Origin of the sequence: Candidatus Electronema sp. PJ (assembly GCF_048287395.1) — a bacterium.
Lineage (GTDB): Bacteria > Desulfobacterota > Desulfobulbia > Desulfobulbales > Desulfobulbaceae > Electronema.
The window spans coordinates 1-13482 of the sequence record NZ_JBLWEO010000011.1 but is presented as its reverse complement, the minus strand read 5'-3'; the positions used below and the strand labels follow the sequence as shown (position 1 = coordinate 13482).

Genomic DNA, 13482 nt, shown 5'->3' with positions numbered 1-13482 from the left:
CTTGCTTACCCAAAGAAGGTTGCGGCTCGATAACACAAGGTTGTTGCTCGGCAATAACCTTCTCTTGCTTGGCCACAAAGAGTTGTGGCTTGATAACAACCTTCTTCTGCCAAGCCGGAACCTTTTGTAGCTCGGCTACAACCTTCTTTTGCCAAACAACAGAGAGTTCTTGCTCGGCAAAAACCTTCTTTTATTGAGCCACACACCTCTTGCAGCTGGCAGCGAAGAGGCTCAATCTGCTGCCCCTTCTTCAGCAGAAAGCTACAACCTCTAAACTCCTCCTGGCAGCGCAACTATCCCAGCTTGCTTCTGAATATAAAATACACCGCACCGATCAAACATAACCCAGCCCAGAGATAATCCAGCTTCAGCGGCTCTTTTAAATACCACACAGAAAAGGGAAGGAACACCGTCAGGGTGATCACCTCCTGCATAATCTTTAATTGCCCCACGCTGAGAACTGTAAAGCCGATTCGGTTGGCTGGAACCTGGAGCAAATATTCAAACAGGGCGATACACCAGCTTGCTAGGGCGGCGATGATCCACGGTTTGCTGCTCAATTCCTTGAGATGCGCGTACCAAGCAAAGGTCATGAAGACATTACTGCATACCAGCAGCAAAATAGAAATCAGCACTGGGCGCATGAAAGCTTATTTTTCCTCCAAACGGGGCATAATCCACTTCCGAAACATCAGCGGGGTCATCATGGTCGTGACCACGCCCATCAACACCAGTGTGGAGAAGAGGCCCTGATTGATGAAGCCGCGCTCATAGGCAATACTGGCGATCACCAGCTCCATTACTCCCCGGCCATTCAAGATGATGCCGATACCAAGGGCGCGGGCCTGCGAAAGCTGAATGAGGAGGCCGCCAAGCCAGCCAGCCAGTACCTTTGAGCTGATAGAAACGAGCAGGACAATCAGGACAAAGCCGACCGGCTTCAGGGCCTCAATGTTGAATTCCAAACCAAGGTAGGCGAAAAAGACCGGCCCCAGGAAGCCTTCGGTGATGGAGCGCAGGGTGAGGTCCAATTCGTGATAGCGCGAGGCGAGAAAGAATTTCCGGTCAATCAGCAGTGCGCCGAAAAATGCGCCAATGACGAAGTGAAAGCCCAAGGCCTCGCTGATCGAGCCAAAAACTAAGACGAATAGGACTAAAATGCCGAATAGGGCTTCGTTCCCGACCAACTCAACCAGTTTCTCGGAGATCTTTTCAATATGGATGCCTCGGCGGATCATCTGCTCGACCTGCCAGTTGAAACCTAAGATCAGCGCACCCAAGGCAACCAACTTCCAAAGCGTGCCAAAGGTAGAAAGGGCAATTGCGCCAAGGGAGGGTTGGGCAGGCAGGTTGAGTATCACCCCTAAAACCAACAGGGCCACCACGTCATTAAAGATGGCGGTGGCCACAGAATAGCGGGCAATGTCCGAATCCAGCAAATTAAAATTTTGGAGGATGCGCACGGTGACTGGTAAGGCGGTGATCGAGACGCAGAGGCCGAGAAAAACTGTGCGCATCACGTCAAACTGAAACGCTGCCCCCACCAAAATGCCTGCGGTCAGCGGCAGGACAAAGCCAAGGATGGCAATCACAATCCCTTTGCTGCACAGGGCGTTGAAGATGTCCTTGAAATTCATCTCCAGCCCAGCTGACAGCACTACCAGAAAGACAGCAAATTCTGAGATGCTCGACAGGGCGGTATTGGGATGAATCAGATTGAGGAAACTTGGCCCGAGCAGCACTCCAGCCAGCATTTCCCCGACAATAGAGGGCTGGCCGAAGCGCTGAAAGATTTGCCCGAGCAGCCGGGCTACAACGATCAGGATGAGCAGGCTGGTGAGCAGAGGCATTGGCTAACGCGGCTGCCAGAGGAGAAACGCCTTGATGAACTGATCCAAATTGCCATCCAACACTGCATCCACATTGCCCACCTCAACGTTGGTGCGATGATCTTTAATCAGCCGGTAGGGCTGGAGAACATACGAACGGATCTGGCTGCCCCAGGCAATTTCCTTTTTCTCGCCGTGCAGATTCTCCTGCGCCTGCAAGTTTTCCTGCTGCTGCTTGTCATAGAGCTTGGCCATCAGCATCTTCATCGCCATTTCCTTGTTACGGAGTTGAGAACGCTCGTTCTGGCATTGCACCACAATGTTGCTGGGCAGATGGGTAATGCGGATGGCGGAGTCAGTCTTATTAACATGCTGACCGCCTGCGCCGCTGGAGCGATAGGTGTCGATGCGCAGGTCTTTCTCGTTGATGTCGATCTCAATGGTGTCGTCTAATTCCGGTAGCACCATGACTGAGGCAAAGGAAGTATGCCGCCGACCCGACGCATCAAAAGGCGATATCCGCACGAGCCGGTGAATGCCCACCTCGGAGCGAGTGTAGCCGTAGGCGTTCTTGCCGCTGATCAAAACAGTGACCGATTTGACTCCAGCTTCGTCGCCCGGCAGATAATCAAGGATGTCTGCCTTAAAGTTGTGCAGTTCAGCCCAGCGCAAATACATGCGCAGGAGCATACTTACCCAGTCTTGAGCCTCAGTACCGCCTGCGCCGGCATGAACGGTGAGCAGGGCATTGCAGCTATCATGCTCGCCATCAAACATGCACTCCAGCTCAGTGAGTTCTACCTCCTGACTCAGCCGGGCCAGGGAGTCTTCTACTTCACTCAGGGCTTCTTCGTCATTTTCCTCTATCGCCATGTCCAAGAGCAGCTCTGCCTCTTCTACATGCTGAAAATGCAGTTCCCAACCTTTGACCACATCTTGAAGTTGGCCGAGATGCTTTTGGACTTTCTTGGCTTGATGCTGATCGTTCCAGAAATTCGGTTCCAGCGATTCTGACTCTAGCCGCTCAATGTCCAGCTTTTTGCTGTCTAAGTCAAAGATGCTCCTTCAGGGCCAGCATTTTGCCTTTCAGGGCCTGAATCTTTTGCCGTGCTTCTGCTGTTTCGGTGATATCCGCCATGGGTGTTCTCCTGTGGGATGAATGATGCTTAGGCCTATCTGCCAAAGAGGTGCTCGTAGGCTTTATTCCGTATTTTACCTATTCGTCTAACCGTGAAGTTGCGCGGCTGATCAAGTCGATGCTGGAGGATGTATTCATCCCGGAGCAGGGCTGCCACCTTAGCCGTGCTAAAGCCGGTGACGGTTTTCACCTTGCCACCGACTTTCTGGACAGCAAATTGCCAGGTGCCGTTCTCGCGCTGGCTTACGCCGATGTATTGCTTTTGCCTTGTCATTCTTTACATCTCTGCCTTGTTGCTGCCGCCCTGCTGCTGCCGGAGCAGTTCCTGCTTCCGCTGGAAGATTTTCTTTCGTTGTTTTTTGGCGAGCCAAAGGTATTGCAGCAGCAAAAGTCCAGTAAATGCCAAACAGGCTGTACCGAACCAGTGACCGCCCAGGCCAAATACGGTTTGCCCAGTCATCAGAGCCACATTGTCCGTCAGAGCCTCCTCAGTGAACAGGTCAGACTTGCGACTGACTGCACCAGTCGGTGCAACAAAGCCGCTGATGCCGGTATTGGCCGCCCGCACTAAGCTGCGCCGGTTTTCCACTGCCCGCAGGATAGTCATGGCCCAGGATTGCTGCGGCGCACTGGACTTGCCGTACCAGGCATCATTGGTCAGGCTGACCAAGAGGTTGGCCCCTTCTGCTGTCTCTTGCCGGGCAATGTTGGGAAAGATGGATTCAAAACAGATCAGTGCTCCGGCCTTGATCTTGTCCGCATCAAGCGGCTTAAACGAATTACCAGGGGTGAAATCACCAACCAGCTCAACCAGTGGTCTGATAAACCAGAGAAAATCTCGGAGCGGGACATATTCGCCAAAAGGTACCAAATGCTGCTTGTTGTACCGACCAATCAGAGTGCCGGAGTGATCCAAGAGCAGGGCACTGTTGAAATACTCCACTGGTCTTAGATTAATGCCCTGCTCTTTGTGTCGATCTGGCGTGACTGTGAAAAAGGGCGAACCCGTGATCAGGTAGATTTGCTTGTCTTTGACAAAATCACGGACTCGGCTCATCAGCGGTTCTCGGTGCGGATAAAAGGGCAGGGCGGTTTCCGGCCAGACCACCAGATGCACCCGTTCGCCCCCTTGAACCGCCTTATTCGACAGAGAGAGGTAACGTTCAACTGTCTCGTCCTTCATGGTCGGCGACCATTTCTCTGCCTGGTCGATATTGCCCTGAACAGTAGCTACAACAAGTTGCTCGGCAGTTGCTGCCTCAGAATCAACTTGTTGATAGCGCAGCATAGAGTAGCCGCCCGCACAGTAGAGACTCAGGCAGACCATGACCGCGAGTACATACTGGCGTTTAGCCGTTCTTGTCTGGCTAAAAATCCGGTCGAGCAGCCAGTAGAGCAGGGCATTAATCTGAACAATAAAGAAGGTGATCAGGTGATGGCCGCCTAGGTCGGCAGCCTGGATCAGCAGTGGCTGATGGTAGAAACCATAACCGAGGTCCATCCAGGGCATCCCGGTTAACAGCCAGCCCCGTGCGACATCCAACCCGACCCAGGCAACCGGCGCGATCAGCAAGATAGTAACAGACAGTCCCTTGCCTGGCCTAGTTGTCAGGCGGTTCACTAGGATGCAGAAGAAGGCGGTGTAGGCCGCCATATAGACGGCTAGCAAGAAGAGAACGCCTGTCGCCACTGTTGTGTGGAGGCCACCGTAGCGTTGCAGAACAATAACAATCCAGCAGAGCAGGCTGACATGGTAGAGCAGACTGCAAAATAAGCCCATGCAGCCGCTCTGCGCGGCACTCGGCAAAGTCCGCGCTGCCCAAAGCAAAGGAATCAGAGCGATAAAGAGCAGAGGCCAGCAGCCAACCCAACCCGGCATGGCCAAGGCCAGCAGCAGGGCAGAGAGACCAGGGGCGGCCAAGGTAGCAACCTTATGCGGAGGGGCATTGGGTGTAGTCATAGTCGTAAGAGACGAATCAATTCGTCGTTGCTACGGGGTAATCTTTCCCATTTGGGCGATTTTACCGATGGCGACAAAGTTGTCGCCTTCCTGAAACAGCTCATCAGCCTTGGGAATGTATTCGTACTTCTTGTCGCCGTTCCTGCGCACAGCAATAACCTGGATGCCAAAGCTGTTGGTCAGATTCAGCTCTTTGAGGTTCTTGCCAGCCCAGCGTTTAATGGTGAATTCCTTGACTGCCATTGAGCGATCAAAAGAGAGGTATTCGATAAAGCCAGGCATGGCAATCCGGCTGGCAATCTGCTTGGCCGCCATGAATTCAGGAATCACCACCTCATCCACGCCGATTTTGTAGAGCAGCTTTTCATGATCTTTATTGATCGCCTTGGCCCAGACTTTGGCCACGCCCAGTTCCTTCAGATACATGGAAATCATGATACTGGCCGCGATGGAATCACCCACGCTGACCAGAACATGTTCCAAGTCCTGAATTCTAATCTGCTCTAGGGCCTCACGGCTCATCGCGTCAGTCTGGAAGACCTGAGTGAGAATATGCTGGGCATTCTTCACCTTTTCTGGGTCTGTTTCCACGCCCAGCACCTCATGGCCGAGGGCAACCAAGTTCTGGCCGAACTTCAGCCCAAATTTGCCTAAGCCGACTATGCCGATCTGTAGTTTCATCTGTCTTTACTCCGTGTTCAGCCGATGGAAAGTTTTTCCTCAGGCCGGGAAAATAAAAGTTTGGTGCCAAAGGACTGCACGGAACTCAACAGCAGCAAAGGGCCGAGCCGACCAATGAACATCAGGCAGATAATGATCACTTTGCCGCCTGAAGAGAGCTTGGGCGTTAAATCCGCGCTCAGGCCAACTGTGCCAAAGGCCGAGACTGCCTCAAAAAGAATCTCCAGAAATCTGCCCTGGGTCTGGTTATGCGAGATCCCACCGCCGTCTGTGAAATTCAGGGCGATGACGCTGACAAAGACTATCGCCACTGAGAAGAACAGCAGCGTCAGCGAGCTGCTGACCGATTCATCATCCACGGCGTATTTGCCGATCACAACTTGGTGCCTGCCCTTGAACTGGGCTTTGATAAAGGCGTGCAAGACCCGGAAAGTGGTTACTTTAATCCCGCCTGCACAAGAGCCAGGCGCACCGCCGATAAACATCAACACAATCATGAAAACTAAGGAAGCATCGGTCATGGCGGCGATGTTCAAGGTGTTGAAGCCTGCGGTTCTGCACGTCACTGATTGAAAAAACGAGGACAGCACAGCTTCTTTAAAGGGCAGATAGGCTTGGTAGAAAACAAATTCGGAAAAATAAATATACAGTGAGCCTGCGGTGATGAGGAAGAAAGAGGTTCTAAGAACAATGCCAATATGCCAGGCATCGTGCAGGACTCTCTTCCTGCCAAGCACCACGCGGGAAAAGAGAAAAGACGCACCGCCAATGAGAACAGAAAAGCCCAGCCCGCCGAGCACAATCAAGGCCATGATGACCAAATTGACTGGCACGCTGCCTTTGTAGCCCATCAGGTTGTCTTTGTGCAAAGAAAAACCCGCATTGCAGAAGGCGGAGACCGCATGAAAGAGGGCAGAGAACGGGGCAAAGCCTTGCGGATCGCTGAGAAAGAGAATCAGCGCACCAGACAGCTCAATCAGCAGGGTGACAGCGAAAACCTGAATCAAAAATTTGCCGAGATGGAAGTTGGCATTATTGAGAATGCTTTGGCCAACAGCAATCTTGTCAGTTAACGAGACCTTTCTTTTCCACAGGTAGATGGCCAGACTTGAAAACGTCATGATACCTAGCCCGCCCGCCTGAATCAGCAGCATGATAATGGTGTGACCAGTGCGCGTGTAGGCGGTACCAGTGTCAACCACAGCCAGACCAGTCACGCAAACTGCTGAAGTGGAGGTAAACAAGGCATCGAGAAAAGAAACCTTGCCGCTAAACGGCGCGGTCAGTAGGATGCCGCCAAACAGGATTGCTGCCATGAAGGAGAAAACCGGCAGGGTGATCGGATTCAGAATCAGGAGCTTCTTAACTCGTTCGTTCAGCGTCATCGTGTCTGTTCGAGAAAGCAGGTGCTGTGGTATTGTGGCCGGTGGTTTTCAAGAGAGTCTGGCTGGTGGTTACGCTCATAGCTCAGTAGATTTGCTTGAGTAAAAAGAAAGCGGCCAACTGGAAATCAGCAACCACCAACGGCTTTTTTGCCGTTTACATCGTGCCAAAGTCAATCGGAATTGCCCTGTTTCCGATTGGAATTGACCCGGTTCCAATTGGAATCACCCCGATTCCGATTGGAATTGAGACGATTCAAATTGAAATTACGCTGTTTCCAATTGGAATCAAGGCGATTCTAATCGAAAAAGGCCTAATGTCAATTGGAAGTGGGGCAATTCCTGTTAACTTTGAACCAATTCCAACCGGAATCGGGGTGATTCCAATCAGAAACGGCCTGATTCCAATTGGAATCAGGGCAATTCCAATGTGCATCAGACCAGTTCCGGCTTGCTCTGGAGCAGGAACAACGGTGGTTTATTCAAAACAAATCTATAGTAGAGCATATCTCCGCTGCCGCCAGGCAAAAAAAACAGGAACACAGAAAAGGAGAACATTCTTTTGGGATCGCTGGGTGTTGAACGCCGATTATGACGTAATTTGGCTCAGGTCAAGCTTGCTCTGCCTCGTAGCAAATTGCACACGCCGCAGGCGTAATCAATGAACAAAGCATGAAAAGCCGCTTGCAGGAAACGATTTTTCTGATAAGGTGAAGCGGAACAGCGACACGGTGCGCTGTACAACTAAAATGCCGCGCATTTCCTTGGAGCAGCCATGTCTGCCAGACTCAAAATCTTCCTGCCCGGAGAAAAAACAGCTCTTCTTTTTACAGCCGCAATTATAGGCCTGCTGGCCGGACTTGTCATTATCGTTTTTCGGGAATCTGTCGAGCAAGTGCATAAGCTGATCTTTGTCCAAGGCTCTGCGCTGCTGCGCATCAACGAAGGCGGCTGGCGCAGGCTCCTCTTACCCTTACTGCCGATGTCTGGCATGGTGCTGCTTATCCCGCTCTCCCTGCGTTTTCCCGGCAAAGTCAATGGCTACGGCTTTACCAAGTTTCTCCGCAAGGTAAACTTGGAAAACGGGGTAATCAAGGCGAAGAATATCTTTATCAAAATCGCAGCAACTGCCCTGACCATCGGCACCGGCAATTCCGCAGGCGTTGAAGGGCCAATCGCCCAGATTGGCGGTGCCCTTGGCTCGCAGTTGGGGCAGCGTTTGCGCGTTTCCGGGACGCGGATGAAGGTTTATGTCGCCGCTGGCTGCGCTGCTGGCGTGGCTGGGATGTTCAATGCCCCGATTGCTGGGGTGTTCTTTGCCGCAGAGATCGTCTTACTCGGCACCTACGAGATGTCCTCCTTTTCCGCCTTAGTGATTGCCTCAGTGATGTCCACGGTGGTCTCGCGGGCTTATTTTGGGGAAGTGCCAGCCTTTCCTATCCCAGATTATCAGCTGGTTAATCCCCTGGTCGAGTTGCCGCTCTACACCCTTATGGCCTTGCTGATCGGCATTCTTGCCGTGGTGCATATCCGTTTTTTTTATTTTGTCCGCGACCAATTCGCCACCCTGCGTTTGCATAACCAGCTCAAGCCGATCTTTGGAGCCTTCATGGTCGGCAGCATCGGCATCCTCTTCCCGCAAGTGCTGGGCGATGGCTATGAATACATTGCGGAGGTCTTAGATGGCAAAGGTGCCTTGATCACAATGGCCAGCCTGATCCTTTTAAAGTCCATCGCCACGGCCATCACCCTTGGTTCTGGTGGCGCAGGCGGAGTTTTTGCGCCCTCACTCTTTATTGGTGCGGTGATCGGCGGGGCTTTTGGGGCAACTGCGCATTCTCTCCTCCCAGAACAAACCGCCTCGCCAGGTGCGTATGCCACGGTAGGCATTGGAGCCTTTCTTGCTGCGGCCACTCATGCACCCATGACCGCCATCTTTCTCCTCTTCGAGATGACTGGCAATTATTTGATCATTGTGCCGATCATGCTCGCAGCTATTCTCAGCTCCGTGACAGCCAGCAAGTTTTATAAGGACTCAATAGACACGGTTGACTTCACCCGCGAAGGAATAGATATCCATGAAGGCCGGGAAGTGGCGGTTCTCAAGTCCATCCGGGTCGGCAAGGCCCTTTGCGAGGATGTAGATTTTATCAGCGAGATGGCGAACATTAATCATCTGCTGGAGCTGTTCTCTATTGCTGATAAATCGTTTTATTTTCCCGTGGTCGATTACACAGGCAGAATGGTTGGCGTGGTTTCGTTGCAGGATGTAAAGACCATCCTCCATGATGAAGAGCAACGTTGCTGCTATCTGGTGGGCGCAATTTGCAGCCGGGATGTCATGACCCTGACCCCAGATCATAATCTCTTTGAGGCGATGCAGCTTTTCGACATCAAAGGCATTGAGGAGATTCCAGTCGTGGAGAGCCTGGAAGACAAATGGGTCTTGGGAATGCTCAAAAGGCGGGACGTGATTGCTGTGTACAACCGCGAGGTGCTAAAGCGAGGCATCCGCGAAAAGGCAGAGGATATCAGGATACTCTGCGCGTCAGCATAAGGAGAGGAAATGAAAATCACTCTGTTTTCTTTTGGTTTTAAGCATGGCCGCCCAGAGGCAGACATGGTGCTGGATGTCCGTTTCCTGCCCAATCCGTACTGGGTGCCAGAATTAAAGGAGCATACTGGCCTGGAAGAACCAGTGGCCGCGTATGTGCTGGAAAGCGAGGTTGGCCGTGAGTTGTTGGAGCAACTGGAACCCTTTCTCGCTTTCCTCCTCAAAAGCCATAAACAGGCCGAGCGCAAGGAATTCTCCTGCGCGATTGGCTGCACTGGCGGACGGCATCGCTCAGTGGCGGTCACAGAACATCTCCGGCGCGTTTTTATCGATCTGACCAGCAAAGGTGATGAACTCATTGCCTTTCACCGGGATATAGATCGGGTGTAATAACAAGAGGGGCTACGTCCCCAGGGAGGACGCATGATGATGACCTATGAAGAACTGCACAAGGCGATTCAAAAGGCTGCGGATAGCAAAGCCACTCGCCTGAATCTCATTGGCGGTCAATTGCGGGAACTACCGCCAGAACTTTTTGCGCTGACCAACCTGACTGAACTGAACCTACGCAGCAATTGCCTGACTGTTTTGCCGCCAGAGCTTGCCCAGCTGACGCAGCTCAAAGCACTCAACCTTGGCAGCAATAACCTGCACCAGCTTCCCAAGGAAATAGCTCTACTGAATAACTTAGAAGAGCTGTATCTCCAGAACAACCATCTCACGGAACTGCCGCCGACAATCGGTCAAATCGCCAATTTGACCGTACTGAATCTGAATGGCAATGGTTTAACGGTGCTGCCGCCGGAAATTGGCCAACTCATCAAGCTGCAAGAGTTGAACCTCAACGGCAACAGCCTGAACAAGCTGCCTGTAGAACTCTTCCAGTTGACTGGATTGCAAGAGCTGCATCTTGATAGCAACCGTTTAAATAAACTCCCGCTGGAAATCGGCCAGCTGGTCAATCTCACCGATCTTTCGATCTTAGACAACAACTTGATTGAGCTACCTGCTGCCATTGGCCAGCTGTGCAGCCTGACGCATCTCTATCTTGGCGGCAACAGACTGCATGGTTTGCCGCCGGAAATCACCCAACTGCATAATCTGACAGCCTTGTGTCTTGGCGGCAACAATTTGACCGAGTTACCACCTGAAATCTTCCAACTCACCGGGTTAACCGAGCTGAATCTGCACAGTAACCACATCTCTGCGCTGCCGCCAGAGATTGCCCGCTTGAATAGCCTGGCCTCACTCTGTCTTTATGACAATGACTTGAACGTCCTCTCGCCCGCGCTCTTGCAGTTACCTGAGCTGACTGAGCTGAATCTGCACAGCAACAACCTCAGCAAGCTGCCGCCAGAAATCAGCCAAATGACCCATCTGGCCGAACTGCTCCTGGATAACAATCCCCTGGTCTCCCCACCGCTCAAGATTGCCGAGCAAGGCATTGAGGCAGTGCGGGACTATTTTGCTGAGGTGGAAGCCTAGGAAAGGCAGGGATAAGCCCTTGTGGTTCCCCTTTTATTTCCTTGTGCTGACTACGCAGAATCGGGTATTTTCCCTTTCAGACATCGCCGAAAAAGACGGCGAAACTTCAATCAGCGAGGATGCACCATGAAAGATCTGTTGAAAAATGTGATGTACGCCGGGATTGGCGCAGCGTTTCTCACCCGGGAGAAATTGGAGGAGGTAGGCAAGGATCTGGCAGAGAAAGGCAGTCTGTCTGTAGATGAAGGCAAGGCCTTTGTCGATGATTTGCTCAAGAAATCCGAGTCTGCCAAAATTAATCTGGAGCAATGGATCGGGCGCAAGGTCGAGGAGCGGATGAAAAGCTGCCGCTGCGTCAATACCGATGAACTTGCCGAGCTACGCCGCCGCCTTGATGAGCTAGAGGCAGCCCTGAACAAAGAAACATGCTGCCAGCAAGACAGTCGGAATCTGGATTAACACCTTATGATCAGCATCAGGCGGTTCGGCGCATTCAACCGGACGCTCCAGCATCTTGCCCGCTATAAGCAAATCCTGCGGGTCCTGTTCAAGTACGGCTTTAGCGATCTGGTTGATCATCTGCACCTGGATCAGTACGGTTTGCAGATGTTCAACCGCAAGCCCCGCGAGCAGGCGCAAATCTACCGACTTTCCCGACCAGAACGTCTCCGCATGGCCTTGGAGGAGCTGGGGCCTACGTTCATCAAACTCGGCCAGCTCCTCTCGGTACGGCCCGATATTGTCCCGCCAGACTACCTGCGCGAGCTGACCAAGCTGCAAGACAATGTGCCGCCCTTTTCCTATGAGGAAGTGCGCCGGATTTTTTACGAGGAATGCGGTCTTGATCCCTCGCAAATTTTTACCAGCTTCAACGTTGAACCGGTTGCTGCTGCCTCAATCAGCCAGGTGCATCATGCGCGCCTGATTGTTGGCACTGCCGCCAACCCTGAAGACGAGCCGCCAGAGCGCAAGGTGGTGGTCAAGGTGCAGCGGCCTGGTTTAGAGAAGATGGTGGCAGTGGATGTGGAAATCCTGGCCTGGCTGGCCCAGTTGATGGAGGATCATCTGGAGGAGGTGCAGGGACATCGACCCACGGCCATTATGCACGAATTCTCCCGCAGCCTATCGCGGGAGATTGACTTCACCATTGAACTGACCAATATCCAGCATTTTGCCCGGCAGTTTGCCGGCTGCCCGGATATCTATGTCCCCGAAGTCTTTCCTGAGCTGTCTTCCGCCCGGATTTTGGTCATGGAACAGATTGACGGCATCAAGGCCTCTGATCTGGAGCGACTGCGGGCCGCTGGTCATGACCTTACCCTGCTGGCCGAGCGCGGTGCCAGGCTCGTGATGGAGCAAATTTTCACTCACGGCTTTTTTCACGCTGATCCGCATCCCGGCAACATCTTTTTTTTGCCGGGCAACGTAGTGTGCTTTATTGATTTTGGCCAGATGGGCAGGCTGTTATTTAAAGACCGGGAGAGTTTCATTGAGCTGATAGCGAGTATTGTCTCTGGTGACGAGAACCGGATCACCTCAGCCTTGCTGAACATGACAGTGCAGCTGGGCAAATTCGACCGGGACGCGCTGTCTTTGGATATTAGCGACTTTATGAGCCGCTATTTGCATCTGGCCCTTGGTGAGTTGGAGATTGGCAAAATTCACTGGGAGCTGCTGCGGCTGTTCAGTCGCCATAACATGTTTCTCAAGCCGAGTTTGTATCTGATGCTCAAGGCTTTGGGCACAGCCGAGGGCGTTGGCTTGATGCTTGACTCGCACATCGAAATGCTCTCGCTGGCCAAACCCTTTATTAAAAAGATCAGAAAGCAGCGGCTCTCCCCGCGACGGCTAGCGCACGAGGCCGCAGAAACCAGCAGCCAGTATTTGAGCCTGTTCCGCGACCTGCCTGCCGAGACACGCGGCGTACTGGCCATGCTCCGGCAGGGTAAAGTGCGGCTGGAGCTGGAACATCACGGCCTGCGGCCCTTGGAAAAGGCCCTTTATCGCATTGCCAACAAGATTGCCTTTGCCATCGTCCTAGCCGCCTTGATCATCGGCTCGTCTTTGGTGGTTCTTTCCGGTATCAAACCGAAATGGCACGATATCCCGATCATCGGCGTGGTTGGTTTCCTGCTGGCTGGCTTCATGGGCTTTGCCCTGCTGCTTTCCATCCTTCGGCAAAGCAAGGGCAAGGTGTGAGGCAAGCTGCTCAGGTAGTTGTTTATCGTTGGGACATGCGTTGTCCCGGTCTCTCTGCCGCTGCGGCAGAAATCCATTCAGCCCAAAAAGGAGGGAAAGCGTATGGAAGCCATTGATATAGCTGTAGCGATATAAAAAGATCATATTATATCGTTCTGAAAAAGCTCCTCAACCGAGCATCGATATTTTTTTCTGAGAGCTTTTGCCTGCGCCCATTTATGCTCAATCGGATTAAGATCAGGAGAGTAAGGTGG

13 protein-coding genes are annotated in these 13482 nt (G+C 52.5%); 6 read left to right on the top strand and 7 right to left on the bottom strand.

Features of this window, described 5'->3' with window-relative positions; all coding sequences use genetic code 11:
• Positions 1-293: 293 nt before the first annotated feature.
• The 7 genes from ACNKIB_RS01310 to ACNKIB_RS01280 all read right to left on the bottom strand — a co-directional run bounded on the left by ACNKIB_RS01310 (position 294) and on the right by ACNKIB_RS01280 (position 6993).
• The gene (locus tag ACNKIB_RS01310) at positions 294-644 is read right to left on the bottom strand and encodes a DMT family protein (RefSeq protein ID WP_417908734.1); all 351 of its coding nucleotides are present in this window, start codon (positions 642-644) and stop codon (positions 294-296) included.
• A gap of 6 nt (positions 645-650) precedes the next feature.
• Positions 651-1850, bottom strand: a complete 1200-nt coding sequence (locus ACNKIB_RS01305) for a cation:proton antiporter (protein ID WP_417908733.1) — start codon at positions 1848-1850, stop codon at positions 651-653.
• Between the two features lie 3 nt (positions 1851-1853).
• A protein-coding gene (gene prfB, locus ACNKIB_RS01300) for a peptide chain release factor 2 (RefSeq protein WP_417908732.1) occupies positions 1854-2967 on the bottom strand; the annotation gives its coding sequence in 2 pieces (ribosomal slippage) (positions 1854-2882 and positions 2884-2967; 1113 coding nt in all).
• Positions 2968-3001: 34 nt separating this feature from the next.
• Entirely contained in the window at positions 3002-3241 is a 240-nt protein-coding gene (locus ACNKIB_RS01295; RefSeq protein ID WP_417908731.1) for a hypothetical protein, read from the bottom strand.
• A gap of 3 nt (positions 3242-3244) precedes the next feature.
• Positions 3245-4927, bottom strand: a complete 1683-nt coding sequence (gene lnt, locus ACNKIB_RS01290; protein WP_417908730.1) for an apolipoprotein N-acyltransferase — start codon at positions 4925-4927, stop codon at positions 3245-3247.
• A gap of 30 nt (positions 4928-4957) precedes the next feature.
• Entirely contained in the window at positions 4958-5608 is a 651-nt protein-coding gene (locus ACNKIB_RS01285; protein ID WP_417908729.1) for a potassium channel family protein, read from the bottom strand.
• Between the two features lie 17 nt (positions 5609-5625).
• Complete coding sequence (locus ACNKIB_RS01280) at positions 5626-6993, bottom strand: TrkH family potassium uptake protein (RefSeq protein WP_417908728.1); 1368 nt, start codon at positions 6991-6993, stop codon at positions 5626-5628.
• Between the two features lie 95 nt (positions 6994-7088).
• Between ACNKIB_RS01280 and ACNKIB_RS01275 the strand changes: the two genes are divergently transcribed.
• From ACNKIB_RS01275 to ACNKIB_RS01250, 6 genes are all read left to right on the top strand, one after another.
• Positions 7089-7655 carry a hypothetical protein gene (locus ACNKIB_RS01275; RefSeq protein WP_417908727.1) on the top strand — a complete coding sequence of 189 codons (567 nt, stop codon included), beginning with the start codon at positions 7089-7091 and terminating at the stop codon, positions 7653-7655.
• Positions 7656-7765: 110 nt separating this feature from the next.
• Positions 7766-9547, top strand: coding sequence for a chloride channel protein (locus ACNKIB_RS01270; RefSeq protein ID WP_417908726.1), 1782 nt, complete (start codon positions 7766-7768; stop codon positions 9545-9547).
• A 9-nt stretch (positions 9548-9556) separates the two neighbouring features.
• Positions 9557-9934, top strand: a complete 378-nt coding sequence (locus ACNKIB_RS01265) for a hypothetical protein (RefSeq protein WP_417908725.1) — start codon at positions 9557-9559, stop codon at positions 9932-9934.
• A 33-nt stretch (positions 9935-9967) separates the two neighbouring features.
• The gene (locus tag ACNKIB_RS01260; protein WP_417908724.1) at positions 9968-11029 is read left to right on the top strand and encodes a leucine-rich repeat domain-containing protein; all 1062 of its coding nucleotides are present in this window, start codon (positions 9968-9970) and stop codon (positions 11027-11029) included.
• 126 nt (positions 11030-11155) lie between these two features.
• On the top strand, positions 11156-11488 hold the full coding sequence (locus ACNKIB_RS01255; protein WP_417908723.1) for a phasin family protein: 333 nt from the start codon (positions 11156-11158) through the stop codon (positions 11486-11488).
• A gap of 6 nt (positions 11489-11494) precedes the next feature.
• Entirely contained in the window at positions 11495-13228 is a 1734-nt protein-coding gene (locus ACNKIB_RS01250; protein ID WP_417908722.1) for an ABC1 kinase family protein, read from the top strand.
• Positions 13229-13482: the final 254 nt, after the last annotated feature.

Excerpts from the sequence above, each read along its gene's own strand:
- ACNKIB_RS01255 (WP_417908723.1), top strand. The coding sequence starts at position 11,156 with ATGAAAGATCTGTTGAAAAATGTGATGTACGCCGGGATTGGCGCAGCG.
- ACNKIB_RS01280 (WP_417908728.1), bottom strand. The coding sequence starts at position 6,993 with ATGACGCTGAACGAACGAGTTAAGAAGCTCCTGATTCTGAATCCGATC.
- ACNKIB_RS01285 (WP_417908729.1), bottom strand. The coding sequence starts at position 5,608 with ATGAAACTACAGATCGGCATAGTCGGCTTAGGCAAATTTGGGCTGAAG.
- ACNKIB_RS01310 (WP_417908734.1), bottom strand. The coding sequence starts at position 644 with ATGCGCCCAGTGCTGATTTCTATTTTGCTGCTGGTATGCAGTAATGTC.
- ACNKIB_RS01295 (WP_417908731.1), bottom strand. The coding sequence starts at position 3,241 with ATGACAAGGCAAAAGCAATACATCGGCGTAAGCCAGCGCGAGAACGGC.
- lnt (WP_417908730.1), bottom strand. The coding sequence starts at position 4,927 with ATGACTACACCCAATGCCCCTCCGCATAAGGTTGCTACCTTGGCCGCC.
- ACNKIB_RS01305 (WP_417908733.1), bottom strand. The coding sequence starts at position 1,850 with ATGCCTCTGCTCACCAGCCTGCTCATCCTGATCGTTGTAGCCCGGCTG.
- ACNKIB_RS01250 (WP_417908722.1), top strand. The coding sequence starts at position 11,495 with ATGATCAGCATCAGGCGGTTCGGCGCATTCAACCGGACGCTCCAGCAT.
- ACNKIB_RS01270 (WP_417908726.1), top strand. The coding sequence starts at position 7,766 with ATGTCTGCCAGACTCAAAATCTTCCTGCCCGGAGAAAAAACAGCTCTT.
- ACNKIB_RS01265 (WP_417908725.1), top strand. The coding sequence starts at position 9,557 with ATGAAAATCACTCTGTTTTCTTTTGGTTTTAAGCATGGCCGCCCAGAG.
- ACNKIB_RS01260 (WP_417908724.1), top strand. The coding sequence starts at position 9,968 with ATGATGATGACCTATGAAGAACTGCACAAGGCGATTCAAAAGGCTGCG.